This window comes from Pseudomonas sp. FSO-7, assembly GCF_059579345.1.
In genome coordinates this window covers 4,085,322-4,104,399 of record NZ_CM184193.1, presented here as the reverse complement: position 1 = coordinate 4,104,399, position 19,078 = coordinate 4,085,322, and the positions used below count along the sequence as shown (strand labels likewise).

Annotated in this window: 8 protein-coding genes and 1 pseudogene; 3 read left to right on the top strand and 6 right to left on the bottom strand. The window is 58.0% G+C overall.

The window, feature by feature from the left end; genetic code table 11:
- Positions 1-22 precede the first annotated feature (22 nt).
- Together AC515T_RS17690 and AC515T_RS17685 are read right to left on the bottom strand one after the other, a co-directional pair.
- Positions 23-790, bottom strand: coding sequence for an SDR family oxidoreductase (locus AC515T_RS17690; protein WP_496529397.1), 768 nt, complete (start codon positions 788-790; stop codon positions 23-25).
- 23 nt (positions 791-813) lie between these two features.
- The gene (locus AC515T_RS17685) at positions 814-1,881 is read right to left on the bottom strand and encodes a phosphotransferase family protein (RefSeq protein WP_496529396.1); all 1,068 of its coding nucleotides are present in this window, start codon (positions 1,879-1,881) and stop codon (positions 814-816) included.
- Positions 1,882-2,108: 227 nt separating this feature from the next.
- Here AC515T_RS17685 and AC515T_RS17680 point away from each other — a divergent pair.
- Positions 2,109-2,328, top strand: a pseudogene (locus AC515T_RS17680) (PAAR-like protein); the annotation flags it as partial.
- Between the two features lie 174 nt (positions 2,329-2,502).
- Here the strand turns inward: AC515T_RS17680 and AC515T_RS17675 are convergent.
- The 3 genes from AC515T_RS17675 to AC515T_RS17665 are packed head-to-tail and all read right to left on the bottom strand — an operon-like array spanning position 2,503 to position 4,626.
- Positions 2,503-2,877 (bottom strand): hypothetical protein, encoded by a 375-nt coding sequence (locus tag AC515T_RS17675; protein WP_496529395.1) that lies wholly within the window; start codon positions 2,875-2,877, stop codon positions 2,503-2,505.
- Entirely contained in the window at positions 2,877-3,419 is a 543-nt protein-coding gene (locus AC515T_RS17670) for a tetratricopeptide repeat protein (protein ID WP_496529394.1), read from the bottom strand. Before AC515T_RS17670 ends, AC515T_RS17675 begins: the two co-directional genes overlap by 1 nt.
- A gap of 22 nt (positions 3,420-3,441) precedes the next feature.
- Entirely contained in the window at positions 3,442-4,626 is a 1,185-nt protein-coding gene (locus tag AC515T_RS17665) for a tetratricopeptide repeat protein (protein ID WP_496529393.1), read from the bottom strand.
- Positions 4,627-4,875: 249 nt separating this feature from the next.
- On the opposite strand from AC515T_RS17665, the gene AC515T_RS17660 reads away from it, so the two are divergent.
- Together AC515T_RS17660 and AC515T_RS17655 are read left to right on the top strand one after the other, a co-directional pair.
- Complete coding sequence (locus AC515T_RS17660; protein WP_496529392.1) at positions 4,876-17,838, top strand: hypothetical protein; 12,963 nt, start codon at positions 4,876-4,878, stop codon at positions 17,836-17,838.
- On the top strand, positions 17,835-18,329 hold the full coding sequence (locus AC515T_RS17655) for an immunity protein RhsI2 family protein (protein WP_496529391.1): 495 nt from the start codon (positions 17,835-17,837) through the stop codon (positions 18,327-18,329). The genes AC515T_RS17660 and AC515T_RS17655 overlap by 4 nt, the downstream gene beginning before the upstream one ends.
- Here the strand turns inward: AC515T_RS17655 and AC515T_RS17650 are convergent.
- Positions 18,322-18,885 carry a DUF4291 domain-containing protein gene (locus AC515T_RS17650; RefSeq protein WP_496529390.1) on the bottom strand — a complete coding sequence of 188 codons (564 nt, stop codon included), beginning with the start codon at positions 18,883-18,885 and terminating at the stop codon, positions 18,322-18,324. The two genes, AC515T_RS17655 and AC515T_RS17650, sit on opposite strands and share 8 nt — an antisense overlap.
- Positions 18,886-19,078: the final 193 nt, after the last annotated feature.

Here is a 19,078-nt window from a genome sequence, read left to right as displayed (position 1 = left end):
AGGAAATTCATAGGGCTCGCCGTCAGGACAGGAACCCACCATCCACATTCAACGCCACACCCGTGGTATAGCTCGATGCATCGCTGGCCAGGTACAACACCGCGCCGGCCATTTCGCTCGGGTCGGCCACGCGCTTGAGGGGGATCTGCGCCAGGGCGGTTTTCAGGATGGCGTCGTTCTTGACCAGCGCCGAGGCGAACTTGGTGTCGGTCAGGCCCGGCAACAGGGCGTTGCAGCGGATGCCGAACTGCGCGCATTCCTTGGCGAAGACCTTGGTCATGTTGATCACCGCAGCCTTGGTCACCGAATAGATGCCCTGGAAGATCCCCGGCGAGATGCCGTTGATCGACGCCACGTTGATGACGCTGCCGCCGCCGTTTTCGCGCATCAACTTGCCGGCTTCCACCGACATGAAGAAATAGCCGCGGATGTTCACGTCCACGGTTTTCTGGAAGGCACCCAGGTCGGTGTCCAGCACGTTGCAGAATTGCGGGTTGGTGGCGGCGTTGTTCACCAGGATGTCCAGGCGCCCGAACTGCTCGCGGATACCGGAGAATACCTGGCTGATCTGCTCCATTTCACCGATGTGGCAGGCGATGGCGGTGGCCTTGCCGCCGGCGGCGATGATCGCATCGGCCACGTGCTGGCAACCGTCGAGCTTGCGGCTGGAAACGATCACGTGGGCGCCTTGCTGGGCCAGCAGTTTGGCGATGGCCTCGCCGATGCCACGGCTGGCGCCGGAAACGAAGGCGATTTTACCGTCGAGGTCGAACAACTGAGTCTTGGACATGCTGTTTCCTTGTTATAGGGCGCTCAGAGCGTGGATTTACCGATGACCTGCAGGCTCATCTGCTCCAGCAGTTTGTTCATCTGAACGAACTGCGCGAAGCGTTTGTCCTGGGTCTGGCCGTGGAAGAAGCGGTAGTAGATCTGCTGGACGATCCCGGCCAGGCGGAACAGGCCGTAGGTGTAGTAGAAGTCGAAATTGTCGATGCGGATCCCGGCGCGCTCGGCGTAGTAATCGACGAACTCGCGGCGGGTCAGCATGCCGGGGGCGTGGCTCGGCTGGCGGCGCATCAGTTGCACCGGTGCTGGGTCGTTCGCCTCGATCCAGTAGGCGAGGCTGTTGCCCAGGTCCATCAACGGGTCGCCGAGGGTGGTCAGCTCCCAGTCCAGCACGCCGATGATTTGCATCGGGTTGTCCGGGTCGAGGATCACGTTGTCGAAGCGGTAGTCGTTGTGGACGATGCTCGACGTCGGGTGATCGGCGGGCATCTTGTCGTTGAGCCAGGCCTTGACCGCCTCCCATTTCGGCGCATCGGGGGTCAGGGCTTTTTCGTAGCGGTCGCTCCAGCCACGGATCTGCCGGGCCACGTAGCCTTCGGGCTTGCCCAGGTCGGCCAGGCCGCAAGCGTTGTAATCGACGCGGTGCAGCTCGACGAGCCGGTCGATGAAGCTCTTGCACAGCACTTCGGTGCGGGCCGCATCGAAACCCAGTTCCGGCGGCAGGTCGGAGCGCAGGATGATGCCCTTGACCCGTTCCATCACGTAGAACTCAGCGCCCATCACCGACTCGTCGGTGCAATGCACGTAGGCTTTGGGGCAGTAGGGGAAACCTTCGCGCAATTGGTTGAGGATGCGGAACTCACGGCCCATGTCGTGGGCGGACTTGGCCTTGTGGCCGAACGGCGGCCGGCGCAGGACGAATTCCTGTTCGGGGTATTCCAGCAGGTAGGTCAGGTTCGACGCGCCCCCGGGAAACTGGCTGATCCGTGGCAGGCCGGTCAGCCCGGGAATGTGGGCTTTGAGGTACGGGTCGATCAGGTTGGCATCGAGTTCTTCACCGTCGCGCACGCGGGTGGACTGATCAGTAAACGCCATGCTTATCCCTTCTGCTTATTTTGGAGGCCATCGATCATTGGCTAATCTAATGGCGCGTGGGAGGCGTCACAAGCACGCCAGGGTCTTATAGGTTAGCGTGTTGCAGGATAATCAGCGGGCTTGATGCATGGCGGCGTGCGCATCGGATGCGGGGCGAGCTAAGGTTTTGGGGTTTGTCGCTTTCAAAGGAGCCACTGCGATGGGATGCCCGCAAGTCTGTGGCACCGCACATCACCACTTTCGGCATGTACATGAGCCTGGCGAACCCCACCGTGGCTGCCCTGGGCGTGCTGCCCCCCATGCCCTGCATCCCGGCCACCGCGACCCCGGGGATCCCCGGCGGCGCACCGACGCTGTTGCTGGGCAACATGCAGCACCTTGATGTGCACCTGGGCCGGGGTGATCAAGATCGTCGTGCCGGGGCAGGTGCAGATGTTGATTCCCTGACAGGGACGCCTGCGAACAACCACAAATTTCCCTGTGTGCACAAATCCCTGTGGGAGCGTGCTTGCTCGCGATGACGGCGGTACAGCCGACATCACTGCAAACTGATCCATTGCTATCGCGAGCAAGCTCGCTCCCACAAAGGGATCTGCGGTGGTCGATCAATCTCGCTTCCCTTCAGGATTCAGGCGAAACCATCCGATCAACAATCCCGTAGATGGCTTTCTCCAGCGCCTGATCTTCCATCATGGTTTCAGCGACTTTTCTTGAGATGTTGCCGAATTCGGGATGTTCAAGAATGCTTTCGCCAAACTCCCAGCGCAGGATTTCCTGCACCGTAATGACTGGAGCCGCCTCGTGGAAGTCTTCAGTATTTTTCTTAAGATCTCGAAGACGACTTTGCAGATGTACACGCAGTACTTCGAGGTCTTTTTCGCCCTTTTTGACCTTGGCGGCGCTGGCGTTGCTTGTTGCGCTCGATGTTACTCGTTCCTTGGGTTTGGCCAGCGCAGCCAGGACCTGGGAAAGGCGAGTCGAATCGATCTTGCTCATCAGGACGTCTCGAAGGTGTTGCGGTAGGCACCCAGAAATACCGCCGGTTCGGCAGTCTCAGGACTTTTGAGGGAGGCGGTGTCTGCAAGACTGGCCAGCACTCGCTCCATATCAGCCTTTAATGCCGGGTTGGGACAGTCTGTCAGGCCCTGAGTCAGCCGGGTGATGGCGTTCGGTATGCGTTCGTCGAGCAATTCCAGATAGGCACCGGAAAACTCCCTCAAACTCATATCCTGCGATGTGTTCTGCAGTGAGTTGAAGGCGTTGCGGGCGTCGTCCAATTTCGATAGCTGAAGACTGAGCAAGCCCAATTGAAAGCGCGCTATGTCCATCTCGGGATCTAGCTCAAGTGCCTCGATCATCTCCGCGTGGGCACGTCCCAGCAGGCCAAGTTCAGCATGTTCGGCGGCGCGAAAGTAATGAACCGCTGCGTTTTTCGGCTCTAGTTCAAGTGCTGCGTTCAAATAATTCAGGGCGGCGTGATGGTCGCCGTTCTGGCTGGCGTTGATCGCCAGGTGCAAATATTCCGATGCGTCCAGCATATTGGGCTCCGTGTGCGATGGCTTAGTGTTGATCTGGATGACGGTCGGGGATTTTGTTCTGGTGTGTTTGCAACCAGTTCTCCATCAAGACCCTGCCGGTGTCGCTGCTATCGGGTCTCGTCCGGTCAAGAACCTGATCGATTAGCTGAGCTGCCTTTTCTGGATATCCGGCTTGCCGAAGCAGGAGGGCCTCGGCGTAGTGAGCCGACAGGCCGTCCGGCTTGAGTTTGAGTGCGCGACGAATACCTTTTTGGGCGCGTTCCGTCATCCCGTCCATGATGTCGACGATCGCCAGTCCACCATGGGTCTCGCCAAAGTTACGGTCCAGGGCATAAGAGCGGTCGAGCGCTTGGCGGGCTTGAATGCTGTCCTCGCGCAAGATGTAGATCCAGGCCAGAAGGTGCCAGGTGCCGATGTGGTCCGGCATGAACTGGACCGCCGTTTTGAGGTGTTCTTCAGCCGCGTCGAATTCCAGTTCGTTGAATTCCAGTCGAGCCAGCCCGGACCATGCCCGGCCACATTCGGGATGCGCGGCGACTGTATGAAGCCAAGTGTTGCGTGATGCGCTGATGTTGTTTTGGTGGAAGTGGACTGAGGCGCAGGCGATCAACGCGTCGAGTTGATCGGGGTTCTCCGCCAGCGTCTCGTGGGCAGTGATCAACGCCGGAGAGTAGTTGTCATTCTCGTATTGCAGCAGGGCGAGCAGACCACGAATGTCGATGTTTTCCGGCTCCAGCAGCAACGCTCGCGCAACCAAGACCTCGGCCTGTTCGGTTTCCTCCAACTGATGCAATGCGCGTGCATGCATCATCAGTAGCGGTGCGGGGCTTTGCGATTCCTCGCTCAGGCGTGAAAGCAATGCATGGGCGGCCGCATAATCGCCGCTGTAAAAATGGCCCTGGGCGGTGTTGAAGATAACGGCTGGATGCTTGATTCCACCTGCGATTGCCTTATCACCAAACGCGCCCGCTGACGCATATTGGCCGACCTGCAAGGACACATGGGCCGCCAGCGCACAGACGTTAGGTTCTTCGATCGCCTGGCTCTTCATATGGTCGACCAATTGTTGGCCATGAATGACGTCGCCAAGATCGATGGCCAGTGCCAACGCGTCGGCCAAAAGCGTCAGGTTGGTTGGATCATGCCCCAGAAAGGTGAGCAGGCGCGCCAAGCGGTTCTGTTCAGCAGACGTGTTATCAGTGCTCATGAATGGATTCTTTTTTGGCGATCGGAAGACGGGGGAGGCGGTTCTCCCGAGCGATTATTGCCTTGATGGCTGCGGCCTGTCATGCGCTAAACAGCCGATTTCAATGCTGCATAAAATATTTTTCCTCCCCCCTAAACTTTTTCCGAAAGCCGAGCATAAGCACTGACAGTAGCGCTGCTTGGCCGTTGGGCCGACAGCTAAGTTTCAGCCGCGTGGGCGGCTCAGCTTCGTCGGGGAGTTAAGGGAATCATGGTCGCCATCGTCGCCGGTAATGGATTAGGGCTGTTCAATGCTTCGGTGAATTCGTTGGGGGGCAGCGGTGTTGGCGGCCAAGGCAACCTGGGACAGGCCGGGGGGCAGGCGTTGGTCAACGTCAGCAACGGCAACCTGGTGCTGCGCTTTACCGACGAGCAACTGTCCGGCCTGGGCCAGGATTTGCTGCACACCCGCACCTACAACACCCAGGGCGGCCTGAGCGATGGCGATGCCGATGGCTGGCGCTGGGACGGCGAACGCAGCCTGCTGTTGACCGGCACAGTGAACACTTCCGGCAGCCAGGTGACGCGTACGACGGGCGACGGGCATCAGACGGTCTATCAATGGAACGGCAGTCGTTATCAATCGACCGAGGGCGATGGTGCCCATGACACCGTTACCTGGGACGCGGGTGCCGGTCAGATGGTCTGGACGGACGGCTCTCGACGGACCGTCGAACGTTACGACGCCAATGGCAGGCTGTTGTCGGTCACCGACGCCAACGGCACGCAAATCAGCTACGGTTACGATGCCAATGGACGCTTGAACTCGGTCAAGGACAGTTCCGGTCAAGAGTTGGTCCTGAATTACAACGCGTCCGGCAAGCTGGCGCGCGTCGACACGCGCAACGCTGCGGGCGGTGCGTTGACCCAGCAGGTGTATTACGGCTATGACGCCCAGGGACGGCTGATCAATGTCAGTACCGATCTGAGTCCGGAAGACAACAGCATTGCCGATGGCAACGTCTACCGTACTGACTATACCTACGACGGGGCCAGCTTCCGTATCGCCAGTGTCGCGCAAAGTGACGGCACTTCGGCCAGCTTCACTTATCAGTTGCTGGATGGCGAGTACCGTGTCAAGACGGTTTCCGACAGTTCGGGGACCACCACCTTCAGCTACGACCTCGCCAGTAACCGTACGGATGTGCTCAATGGCTCAGGCCAGCAGTGGAGCTACTTTTACGATACCAACGACCGCTTGATTGAAGTGCAAACCCCGGCGGTGGATGGGCAGCGCCTGTCCACGCGTTATGTCTATGATTCGGACAGCAATGTCATCAAGGTCACGGATGGGCGCGGCAACGCCGTTACCTACCAGTACGATGTGAACGGTAATGTGCTGTTGGAGCGCGATGCGACGGGTGCCACCGTTGCGCGTACTTACAGCGCTGGTAACCAGTTGCTCAATGAAATCCGCTACACCGCGACAGCAACCCTGAACACCACTACCGGGGTTTGGACAGAGCCGCCGGCCAGCACCGCCCAGGTCACCCGACTGGCCTACGACAGTAATAATAGGGTGCGCTTCATGGTCGATGGGCGTGGCCAGGTCACGGAGTACCGCTACAACGCCCAGGGGTTGAGAACCCAGGAAATCGCCTACGGTGATGCCTTGTTCGTGTTGACCGGGCTTGCACCGCAGGATGTGTTGACCGAGTCGCAACTGGTGACCTGGGCCGGTTCGCGAGATCGCACCCGTTCGACCCTCACCGAGCTGAGTTATGACTACCGCGGCAATTTGAGTCGTCGTGTCGCTTACGGCTCGGTCAGTGCCGCCGGCGCCGGTATTCAGGAGAGCAGCACCAGCGTAACCGAGTACGTTTACAACCAGCATGGCCAGCTGTTGCAAACGCTCGTAGTCCGCGCAGCAGACCGTAGCCGGAAAATTATCCTCAGCTCGGTTGTCTACGATGGCCTGGGGCGCGTGATCAGCCAGACCGACTCGGCTGGCACCCGGACGACCGCCTATAACGGTACCGGCCGTACCGTGGCAGTGACCAATAGCGCCGGCATGACCCTTACGCAGACCTACAACGACCGAGGCCAACTGCTTGGCCTGACGCAGACGGCAGCCGGCCTGGCATCGCGCTCCACTTCGTATGTCTATGATGATGCCGGCCGGCAGATCATGGTCCAGGACGCGACGGGTGTGCGCAGCTATACGTTCTACGACGAGGCCGGGCGGGTCAGTGCCCTGGTGGATGGCCTCGGCGCGGTGACTGAGTACAGTTATAACGCCGCCGGGCAGCGGGTCCAGGAAAAACGCTACGCAACCCTGGTCGACACCTCGGCTTGGTACAACGGCACCGAGGTGCTCAAAAAGCAGGTCGATGACGTTCGTCCGGAGAGCGCTTCTGCGGATCGTCTTACCACTTTGTCTTATGACAATGCCGGTCGGCTGAGCACCAGCACGGATGCCAGCGGGACGCTGACCACCTTCACTTATGACGGCAAAGGCCGACTGATCACACAGCAGACCGGTGATCGCACCACACGATTGTTCTATGACGCCAGCGGGCATCAGATTGGTCAGTTGGATGCTGAAGGTTATCTGCGTGAAGACCGTCATGACGCCGCAGGTCGGCTGACACAGAGCATTCGTTATGCGAACGCGACGGCGCTCGCGAATCGGGCCACCGGCACCCTCGTTGGTTTGCGCCCACCTTCCGCGGGTGATCTGACGAGTTGGTATTTCTACGACACGGCCGGTCGGCAGATCGGCAGTGTCGATGAGAAACAGTTCGTCACTGAAACGGTGTACGACGAAGCGGGCAATACCCAGAAAACCATTCGTTATGCCACGGCCTATATCGCCGCGATTTCCGCTGCGACGACCTTTGCGACAATCAAGAGCGGCGTGGTGGCGGGTGCGGCACAAACCGCGACCACGACGTTTGACGATCAAGGACGCGTAGCCCTGCGTGTCGCCACCGATGGCACGGCCACGGCGTATGAATACGATTCGGCCGGGCGCCTGGTGCGTGAAACCCAAGCCCAGGGCACCACCGAAGAGCGCAGCACCCGCACCCGTTATGACGCCTTTGGCCAAACCATTGGCAAGCTGCTCGGTGAAGCGTCGGCGCGCATCACGACTGGCATGAGCACCACCGAAGTGGCTGCGATCTATGCGCAGTACGGTTTGACCTATCAATATGACGCTGCCGGTCGGGTAGCCAGCGTCACTGATGCGGTAGGTAACCGGACGTCGTCCTACTACGACGCGGCAGGGCGCCTGACTCACGTTGTCAACGCAATGGGCGAGGTCAGCGAAACGGTCTATAGCGCCTTTGGCGATGTCCGTGAGCGGACTGATTTCACAGGTCGGTTGGGTGCGGCGGACACTGCCGCCCTGTCGGGCGGTGTATTGAATGCACAGTTGAAAACATTGGTGCAAGCGATCCGCAACGCGGCCAATGACAATCGGCGTGTGTATGACTACGACAACCGTGGCCTGTTGACGTCCACGACCGATGCCCTGGGCTACGTGACCCGTTATGGCTATAACGCCTACGGCAATCAGACGTCCGTCACCCGCACGATCTCCACGGGGAACACGGTCGCCAGCAGCATCACCTACAACAAGCGTGGCGAGCAGATAAGCCGTATCGACGATGTTGGTGGTTTGGCGCGTAGCAGCGCTACTGTTTATGACGCCTTTGGCCGTGTGATTAGCCAAATCGATGGTCGTGGGTTGGTCAGTACCACGACCTATGCCAGTAATGGTCGAGTCATCACCCTAAAGAATCCACTCAACCAGGGGCAGACCAGCGAATACGACGCCTTCGGTCGAGTGTTCAAGCAAACGGATGCACTGGGCAAGGTCACCACCTACGCCTACAACGACAGCGCGCGCAGCCTGACCGTAACCACTCCCGACGGCGTCCGTGTGGTGACCCTCAAGAACCGTCATGGCCAGACCCTGACGATCACCAATGGCACCGGTGCGGTGACCCGCTATAGCTACAACAAGGAAGGTCAGCTCGTCACCACCCAGGACGCCCTGAACCGCTCCACCACCAATGCATATGACGAGGCTGGGCGGCTGCTCACCGTGACCGACGCCTTGGGCGGGATCAGCCGTTACGGCTATGACGCCGCCAACCGCGTGCTGACCCGTACCGATGCCAACAACGCGGTGACCCGTTATAGCTTTGACGGCCAGGGGCGCCAGGTGCGGGTCGTTGACGCCGAAGGGAAAGTCGAGCAACGCGTCACCGACTACGCCTATGACCTCAAAGGTCAATTGCTGAGGGTGACCCAGGATCCCAACGGCCTGAAGCTCACCACCAGTTACAGTTACGACGGTGTTGGCCAACAAGTGCAGGTGATGCGCGGCACGGCGGCCAGTCCCAGCCAGCAGGTTACCCTGTACGCATTCGACAAGCTGGGCCGGCGCATCAGTGAGCGCCAAGACCCAAGCGGGCTGAACCTGACTACCCGATACACTTACGACGACAACGATCAGGTCACGCGCAAGATCGATGCGGCGGGGAACAGCACCTGGTATGTCTATGATGATGCCGGTCGTGTGAGTGCCACTGTCGACGCCCTGGGGTATGTCAGCGAGAACAAGTACGACGCCAATGGCCGGGTGGTCGAGACGGTACGTTATGCCAAGCCGATTCAGGTGCCGACGGTTGGCAGTAGTGATGGTCGCACGCTGACCCTGACAGGTAATACTCGTGCAATAACCGCGCAGGGCAAAATCGCCATTGATCCGGCCAAGACCTACACCGTGCGTGTCAGGCTGCGTCAGGTGACCGGGGAAGGTAGCATCTACGCCGGCGTGGTGAGTTACGACAGTGCCGGGAACGCGATCGCCAACCCCTCCGGCGGTACCTACGTTTATAACGCAGCCGCAGCCGTGAAGCTGACGCCGGAGATGGGTTGGCGGACCTTTGAAGGTACCATCAGTGGCACAAACCCGATCAACGCAAGCGCCAGCCGTAACAAGTTCTTCGAGGGCAGTGTCAGCGCGGTGCCTCTGCTGCTGTACAACTACGACGCTGACAGCAGCGGCGATCCCAGCCGCCTGGTTGAAGTCGATTCGCTGGAACTGATCGATACCGCGACCGGACAGGTCCTTAACGTCAATGCAAACGCAGGTGCCGGTCTGGCCAACTGGACCTCGGCCGGTCTTACTGGTGCGAATTCCGCCGGTGATACCCTCAGCGTTGAACGTCTGCAAACGCTGCTGCGTCCTGACAGCGCAGACCGCCGTACTCAGTTTGTCTACGACGCGGTGGGTCGTCAGCGCTACGTGATCGACGCCCAGGGTGCTGTTACCGAAAATGTTTACGACGCCAACGGCCGGCTTACCAAGACAGTCCAGTACGCCACGCGGGTTCAGCTTCCAACGGACGGCAGTAGCGACGGCCGGACGCTTTCCCTGACAGGTAACACTCGCGGGCTGACCGCGCTGGAAAAAATCGCCATCAATCCGGCCAAGACCTACACCGTACGTGTCAGGCTCCGTCAGGTGACGGGAGAAGGCAGCATCTACGCCGGCGTGGTGAGTTACGACAGTGCCGGGAACGCGATCGCCAACCCCTCCGGCGGTACCTACGTTTATAACGCAGCCGCAGCCGTGAAGCTGACGCCGGAGATGGGTTGGCGGACCTTTGAAGGTACCATCAGTGGCACAAACCCGATCAACGCAAGCGCCAGCCGTAACAAGTTCTTCGAGGGCAGTGTCAGCGCGGTGCCTCTGCTGCTGTACAACTACGACGCTGACAGCAGCGGCGATCCCAGCCGCCTGGTTGAAGTCGATTCGCTGGAACTGATCGATACCGCGACCGGACAGGTCCTTAACGTCAATGCAAACGCAGGTGCCGGTCTGGCCAACTGGACCTCGGCCGGTCTTACTGGCGCGAATTCCGCCGGTGATACCCTCAGCGTTGAACGTCTGCAAACGCTGCTGCGTCCTGACAGCGCAGACCGCCGTACTCAGTTTGTCTACGACGCGGTGGGTCGTCAGCGCTACGTGATCGACGCCCAGGGTGCTGTTACCGAAAATGTTTACGACGCCAACGGCCGGCTTACCAAGACAGTCCAGTACGCCACGCGGGTTCAGCTTCCAACGGACGGCAGCAGCGACGGCCGGACGCTTTCCCTGACAGGTAACACTCGCGGGCTGACCGCGCTGGAAAAAATCGCCATCAATCCGGCCAAGACCTACACCGTACGTGTCAGGCTCCGTCAGGTGACGGGAGAAGGCAGCATCTACGCCGGCGTGGTGAGTTACGACAGTGCCGGGAACGCGATCGCCAACCCCTACGGCGGTACCTATGCCTATAGCGCAGTGGGTGGGGTGAAGCTGACGCCGGAGATGGGTTGGCGGACCTTCGAAGGCACCATCAGTGGCACGAACCCGATCAATGCGAGTGCCAGTCCGAACAAATTCTTCGAGGGCAGTGTCAGCGCGGTGCCTCTGCTGCTGTACAACTACGACGCTGACAGCAGCGGCGATCCTAGCCGCCTGGTCGAAGTCGATTCGCTGGAACTGATCGATACCGCGACCGGACAGGTCCTTAACGTCAATGCAAACGCGGGCGCTGGACTGACCAACTGGACCTCGGCCGGTCTTACTGGTGCGAATTCCGCCGGTGATACCCTCAGCGTTGAACGTCTGCAAACGCTGCTGCGCCCCGAGAGCACCAGCGACCGCACCACCACCTACACCTACGACGCCGCCGGTCAACAAAAAACCGTGACCGACGCCGCCGGCAAGGTCGAGTCCTACACCTACGATGCGGTGGGCAATCGCAAGACCCTGACTAACAAAAACGGCCACGTCTGGACCTACAACTACGACGCGCTCAACCGCCTGGTGGAAGAGATCACACCAGCGGTGGCGGTGGCGAGCATCACCGAGGCCGGCGTGGTGTCGGCGGTGAGTCGTTACCTGGTCACCCGCAATACCTACGATGCCCTGGGCAATGTCACCAGCCGTACCGAGGGCCGCCTGCGGGCCAGTGTCACCGCCGATCCGGCACTGGACGAACTGACTGAGGCGCGTACCACCACCTACGCCTACGACAGCGTCGGCCGACAGATCCGCACCACCAGCCCAGGCTGGTACAACAAGCTCAGCGGCCGCTACCAGCAGACCTCGGACGGCACCGCCAACACCTTCCAGGTCAGCACGGAGGTTACCTACGACGGCCTCGGCAACGCGGTGCGCAACCGCGTGAGGGTCAACAACAGCGGGGTGGCCGCCACCGATTTCGTCGACAGCTACAAGGTCTACGATGCGCTGGGGCGGGTCAGTTACGACATCGATGGGCTCAAGGGCGTAACCGCCTATGCCTACGATGGCCTGGGCCAGACCACTCGTACCGTCCGCTACGCCAATGCGTTGACCCAGGCTGCGCCGGCCAGGGGTTATTACCTCGCGACCGATGTCACCGCCACCACGCTGATCCCCGACGCCACCCAGGACCGTACGCTGATCACCAGCTACGACGCCCTCGGGCGCAAGACCGCGGTGCAGAAGAATGTCGTCAGCCTGTTTACCTTCACCGGTAATGTCGCCACCTCAACCCTGACCAACCTGGCGCCTACCACGCTTTACAGCTATGACGCTTTCGGGCAACTGGTGCGCGAGACCCAGGTGGCGCGCAACGCCAGCGGCGCCACCGTGCAGACCGGCGCCAGCACAGTGTACTACTACGACGTGGGCGGCCAGCGCATCGGCAGTGTGGATGCCCTTGGCTACTACACCCGTATGGAGTACGACGCCCTCGGTCAATTGACCCGGCAGACCGACTACGCGACCAGGCTCGCCAGTTGGAACGAGAATGCGCTGCCGGCGGCGCCGACGGCCAGCGTTAACGACCGCAGCGTTCGCTTCAGCTACGACGCCATGGGCCGTCTCACTCAGACCACCATAGAGGGCGCGCGTTTCTGGCAGCAGAGCATCAACGCCACCACGGGAGCGGTCAGTGCCACGTTGGTGACCGCTGATCTGTCGCTCAGCCGTAACACCTACGATGGTGTGGGTAACGTCAAGACGGTCACTGACGCCCAAGGCAACGTCGTCAGCACGGACTACAACGCCCTTGGCCAGGTGATCAAGGTCACCGAGCCCGCACGGGCCACCGCCAAGAACGGTGTGGTCGACCCTTTTGCCAATGCCGACGTCATCGCGTCCCCGACCACCACGCTCCTGCTCAACGCCTTCGGGCAGCAAATCCGCGAGATTCGCGCGGCAGGCACCGACAGTGCCGGCAATGTACAGGCCGGCCTGGGCCAGATCACCCGCACTCGTTACGACGCCGCCGGGCATGAGATTTTTGAGATCGACGCGGCGGGTTCTGCGCAGAACTACAAGGTTGATGTGGCTGGCCGGCGCATTGAGGAAAGTCGTCAGATCGATGTCACCATGAGTGCCTGGATGACGCCGTTTGGCGTGCCAATGCCAATGAATCACACTATTCGCCGTACCTTCGAGTACGACGCGCTCGGCCAGCAGACTGCCACGGTGGATTGGTACACGGTGGGGTTGGGGACGCAGATGTCTGCACGCGAAAGTGCGCTCTATAACCGCTTCGGTGAGGTCACCCGCAAGCAGGTCAATGGCGGCACCGTAGAAATCTTCAACTATGACCAGGTCGGTCGGCTCGAATCCTACAGCAACGCGACTAATGTCACCGCGTTCAAGTATGACCTTTCCGAAAAAGTCAGCAAAAGCACGGTACTGGGCGACTGGAGCATCACCACCGACGACCGCATCACCTACATGCGTAACGACGTGCTTGGTCGCACCTTCGAGCAACACCTGCCGGCGTTCGAGGCCAACCTCGGCGCCGACACCTTGAACAGCGCCACCCTGACCCTGAGCACCCCGATCATCCGGCAGACCGTTGATCGCTGGGGCAATGTGCTCAGTCGTACCGATGCCCGGGGCTACGTCACCAGCTACACCTATAACCACGCCAACCAGGTGCTCACCGAAACCCTGCCGATGACCACTAACCTGCGGGAGAACGGTACCAGCTACACCGCCAACCCGATTCACGAGAAGCGCTACGACGCCCTCGGTCGACTGATTCAGGAAGTCGATCTGGTCGGGCCTTATGCAGGCGTGGCCACCAACACCTTGCTACGTGCTCGCCAGCACGTCTACAACCAGGCCGGCCAACTGACTCGCGACGTCGACTCTCTCGGCACTTCGCGACAATATCGCTATGACGCCAATGGCAACCGCGTCGCTACCCAGGATGCCTTGGGCACCGTGCTGGTCGACAGCTACGATGCCATGGACCGGCAGATCAACCACGGCATCATTCGTGGCGGTGCCAAGGTCACCTTGCTGACCAACAAATACGACCAGGCTGGGCGGTTGTATGCGGAAATCAGCGGCACAGCGGAGACAGCGGAAACCCTGAAAAACGTGGAAGACGGTAGGCAAGGGGCGTCCTATATGTCCGGTGTGGCGGGGAATACCCGATACACGGTTTATAATGAGCGCGGCAATATCACCCATAGCAATAACGAGTCAGGGGTGATGTTCAGCTATGAATACGATGCGCTCAATCGCAAGACCCTTGAACAGGACGAGATGGGAAGCACCAAGACTTGGACATACTCGGTCGGGGATGTTTCTCGGCTGGTTGGGCATAAGGATTGGGGCGGACACACCTATACCTATACCTACAATGCTTTTGGTGAGGTGGCTAAAGAGCAGGTCGCCGGAGGCCCTGACAAAATCTACCAATACTTTGCCAATGGCTTGACCAAGTTAGTGACCGAGGGTCCCACAGATAACTGGTCGGCTACGGGATCGGAATATGATCTGGCCGGGAATAAAGTACGTGAATTCAACTCCGCCAGCTTCGCGTTGAACTCGAGTACCTTCAATACCAACGCTGAAACGCTCTACAAATATGATGCATTGGGCAGGTTGGCAGGGGTAAGAGCGCCTGCCGGTACTGACCTCGCGAGCCCTATAACCGCCCGTATTGATTATAGCTATGACGGGTTGGGCAATCGGCGTCGTGTCGCAATGGATACCACCAACCAGGCCGGCGTACGCACGGTAATTGACAATTGGTTTAAATATGACCTGGAAGGCCGGGTGTTGGTTGAGGACGGCTTTCTCAACAGTGGCGGGCAAGTGGCCGCCGGTGTCATAGGCGGTAAAGGGAAGGGTAAGGTTTATACATACGACGCTGCAGGCAATCGAGCGTCTTCTGAGGAGTATGTAAAAACTATCGATTTCTTTGGTTATCCCAGTCACGAATATGTGCTGAATAACTACACCTATAATGACCTTGGTTCGCTGCTCACCACCACCAAGCGGGCCTCGATCCGAAACCTGTCGACTAACCCCGATACGTCCTATGGGGCGCTGCTCGGCGAGGCCAGCCAGATATTCAGTGCCCAGTATGACGTACGCAATAACCGCATTTCCCAAGAGGATGTCAATGGCAGTGAGCGCACCCGTACCACCTACACCTATCGTGGGGATGGGCAGCTCAATAATCAGTTGGTAACCCGCTGGAGCGGTAGCAGCTGGACGGCCTCTCAATACACGTTCTTCAACGAGACACGAAAGATCGGTTCTGATGGCGTGGAACGTGATTCTCTCGTGGGATATAACGCTGCGGGACGTTCTGTTCACTATCGCTATAGCGTATACGACAAGAATGGTAGTCGGACCATGTGGGGGGAGAATTTCACGACTCTTACAGGGTTTGAGACATGGAAGGAAAGCGAGATCCAGGCAACTGTTAATAGAGGAACCAATGGCCTGACGACCATGACCTACAGCGCTCGCGGCGAACTGCTTACGGCGTATGCGAGCGGGAAAGCGACTTTCCTTCGATATTTTACTGCGGATCGAAATGGTCAATTGACTACGCGCATGGACGGTTACGATTACACTTCCCAACGTTATGTTCTTCATAATGGCAACGTACTAGCAAGTGTCGGCAATAACAGTGCACCGGAGATTTACGACACCATCGCATCTGTCTCGCCCGATGAAGTACCGCGCACGCCTGGTAATTATGTAATCGTTGAGGGCGACACCCTGCAGGGCATCGCCCAGAAGACTTGGGGCGATTCGAGCATGTGGTACCTCATCGCCGACGCTAATGGATTAGGCGTCGGTGATGCTTTGGATCGCGGCACAAGCTTGATCATCCCCAACGTTGCCGGCAGTAATGCCAACAACGCCGACACCTTCAAGGCCTATGATCAAAACGAAGTGACTGGCGATCTTACGCCGGTGCCGATCTACCAACCGCCAAAGCCGAAGAAAAAGAAGAGTAAAGGGCTCGCCAGTGTCGTCATGGTGGTGGTGGCTGTGGTGGCGACGGTGTTTACGGCAGGGGCGGCGTTGGTGGCAGTGGGGGCTGCTGGAGGTGCGACTATTGCTGGGGCCGGGGTCGCCGCGCTCAGCGGTGCGGCAGGTTGGGCTGGTTTCGGTGCCGCGGTGGTGGGTGGCATGGCCGGCAGCGCTGCCGCCCAACTTGCCGGTAATGCCATGGGGGTGACCGACGGTTTTTCCTGGGGGCAAGTTGCCATGGGAGGGCTCGCCGCAGGCATTGGCGCTGGAGTTGGTAATCTGGTCTCGGGCGGCCAGACGGCCCAGCAACTGGCGCAAACGGGCAGCTATGGAAAAATCGCCACTGCCGCCGTGCTGAACTCTTTCGGTAACTACGGGGCCAGCAAAATTGTCGGCCTGGACACCAGCTTCAGTTGGCGCTCAATTGCCACGTCGGCGCTGGCTTCGGTGGCCACCGCTCGGATCAGCAAAGGGTTGGGCCTGACTACCGATAACTTCAAATCCAACTTCACGAACGGGGTCATTGGCGCCCAGGTCAGTTCCAGCGTGCAGGCCTTGATTGGTAGAGGGGGTAAGCTGGACTACGCAGAAGTAGCGGCAGATGCCTTTGGTAATGCGATAGGGAATGGTTTGATTGAAGCTTCGCTGCCGGAGGGCAATTTCTTTGGTCCAAGATCGGGTGACAGTGAGCGGCAAAAAATTGTTAATGGTGCTTTCCAGAGATGGGAGCAGGCGCGCTCTACAGAAAAAAACAGCGATATTCCCTCCAATGATTTTTCAGCGTCGCTTGCTACCAACCAGTTCCAAGAGATGTTGGATAGCGGGCAATTACCCGACACATTGACGAGGGCGGAGGCTACTCATCTCGCTCGTGAAGCTGAAAAGAACGGTGGAGTATTGCCTGATAACCTGCGGCGAGCTGTCTTCGATGTGGCTGAGCCGTTGTTCTCAGCTAGTGTGTATGCCGATACGGATCTGATGGGTACCACCCCCACCCGTTTCGATACGGGTAACGTAGCGCTAGACATGGTGTACGGGATTAACTCCGTTATTCATAACGGTGTTGCGCTTGGGGTCAACGGTATCTGGGCTGGAGCGAATGCCATTCCTATTGGATGGGCTGAGTTGAGCGGACGAACGTTTGAGCAGGCGAACCAGGACGTGCTGGCGGCCTCAATGGCGGTTCCAGGCGGAATGTTCGCGGGCCGGCTGCTTGCGCCGTCGTCTTGGTTGTCCAGCAGGGTAGATTTCGCGCTTTCTCGGGTGGTACAGTCGGAAGCCTTGAGTGGAGGCAGTAGTCGCTTCACTACCTTGTCAAATTTTCAATTGATTGATGATGATGTACCTATAGCTGATATTCTGGGCGCGCCAGTTCCAAGTGTTACGCAAATTAGTGGAAAAATTGGTTCGGATGTTGGAATTGGCATTCCATATGTAAGATCTACGGATTCCTTGAGTCCGGTATTAGACTTTGATGTCCATGGTAATGAAATTCTTTATCGAACTATGTCGGAAGAACATTTTGAAATGTTGCAGCAAACAGGTCGCTTGCCTGGTACTGGAGAGACATCCCTATCTCCGTTTGAAGCGTATTCAAGAGAATATGATGGGGTTTTGGTAAGGCTGACAACGCAGCCAGGAACATCGACGAATCTTCAAGGAATAGGAATTGCGGCCAATAAGCCAGCGTCTTTAGCATTTCCCGAAATGTCCACTCAAATAGGAAAGTGGAACCTTACAAATGCACGCTTCAAGGTAGAAGCTCTGAATGTTAAGAGTATCAATAATGGAAGTGGTGTTATGAATACTCAGCTTGGCAAAGGCGTTGCATTAGATATATTTAACCAGAATCTTGTGCGTTTTGAGAGGTTGCCTAAATGAGTTTTCCGGTTATTATAAACCTAAGCGAAGATAATATACCAATGAAACTGGTTTATCGCCTTCAGGATGACTTGGAAGCGAATCGTGAAAGAATGTCTCTGACTCAAAGTTTAACGTTGGATAAGGCTCGTCCGCTTCTAGGGCTTAAAGGAACTTATGGGCTTTTTGGATCATCAGACTGGTGGCGAAGCATCTATCAGGGGCAAATGCCATTGTTATTTATTTCTGGAGTGATTTTGCGGGCTTATGTTGGCGGTCAAGATAAGCGTCAAGTGAATAATATGGTTGATTTAAAGTTGGAGGATGGCTCGGTGCGCGCTGTCGGTATTTATGTGAATAACAAGAGCGATGCTCAGCTCTTTCAGCCTGGTTGCAAAGCTAGTGTGGTGTATGCGTTAGATGAGTTGAAGCAGCAGCCGGCTTTTGATGGTGGCGTGAATTACTCGAAGGTCGCATTGGAGATGGCTGTTTCATTGCAGGCTGTTATATAGTGAGGATTAGTTCCGTTGGTAATTTTTCATGCGCTTCATTAATTTTTTTATTTTGCATGAGGTCATGCACCTCATGCGCTAGTGGCGTCACATCGGTTACTCGCTGAATCCACTCATTTACATACAGATCAACGGCCTCGCCACTGAGGCCGATTTGAATTGTTCGATACTCAAGTGGTTGTAAAAATAAATCGCGCTCAGGGTCCCATTGAATCCGTACCGGCGAATTATTTTTTAGCAGTCTCCATTCTTCATCGCTCATAGTCGGGCGGTGGCTCGGGATACTATGGGAGAGCGCCCATTCAAATCCTTTACGCGTAATGTCGATAGCGAGAATTCGGTTTTGTCCAGTGTCTTTAAATCCCCATCCGGCCCGATACATCATCCACAAAAATGATGGCTTAATCCACGTCATGCGCTCCATTTTAAAGGGCGGCGAAACAAATGTTCCGCGTGTTAACGCGCTGTCGGCAATAGCATCGGAATAGGCTTGATAAACGCGAATGGTTTTATCGTCATAAACAGCGCGAATTTGGTGGAGCGCGTTTTGATTCATTGCTTTTCTCTCGCTGTAAGTCATCCGGCCTGCAAGGCGCTGTTATGGGGGGCGCAATGGGGAGCGGATCGTCGCTTCGTGCATGATGGGTCAAGAATACACCCTATGGGAAAAGCCTGAAGCCCCCTTGGCAGGGAGAAACGGGGACAGACCCTGAGGGATCCCCACAAATCTACTCCAATACCCGCACCTC

Coding starts and splice junctions, on each gene's coding strand:
- AC515T_RS17650 (WP_496529390.1), bottom strand. CDS start 18,885: ATGAATCAAAACGCGCTCCACCAAATTCGCGCTGTTTATGACGATAAA.
- AC515T_RS17665 (WP_496529393.1), bottom strand. CDS start 4,626: ATGAGCACTGATAACACGTCTGCTGAACAGAACCGCTTGGCGCGCCTG.
- AC515T_RS17670 (WP_496529394.1), bottom strand. CDS start 3,419: ATGCTGGACGCATCGGAATATTTGCACCTGGCGATCAACGCCAGCCAG.
- AC515T_RS17660 (WP_496529392.1), top strand. CDS start 4,876: ATGGTCGCCATCGTCGCCGGTAATGGATTAGGGCTGTTCAATGCTTCG.
- AC515T_RS17655 (WP_496529391.1), top strand. CDS start 17,835: ATGAGTTTTCCGGTTATTATAAACCTAAGCGAAGATAATATACCAATG.
- AC515T_RS17690 (WP_496529397.1), bottom strand. CDS start 790: ATGTCCAAGACTCAGTTGTTCGACCTCGACGGTAAAATCGCCTTCGTT.
- AC515T_RS17675 (WP_496529395.1), bottom strand. CDS start 2,877: ATGAGCAAGATCGATTCGACTCGCCTTTCCCAGGTCCTGGCTGCGCTG.
- AC515T_RS17685 (WP_496529396.1), bottom strand. CDS start 1,881: ATGGCGTTTACTGATCAGTCCACCCGCGTGCGCGACGGTGAAGAACTC.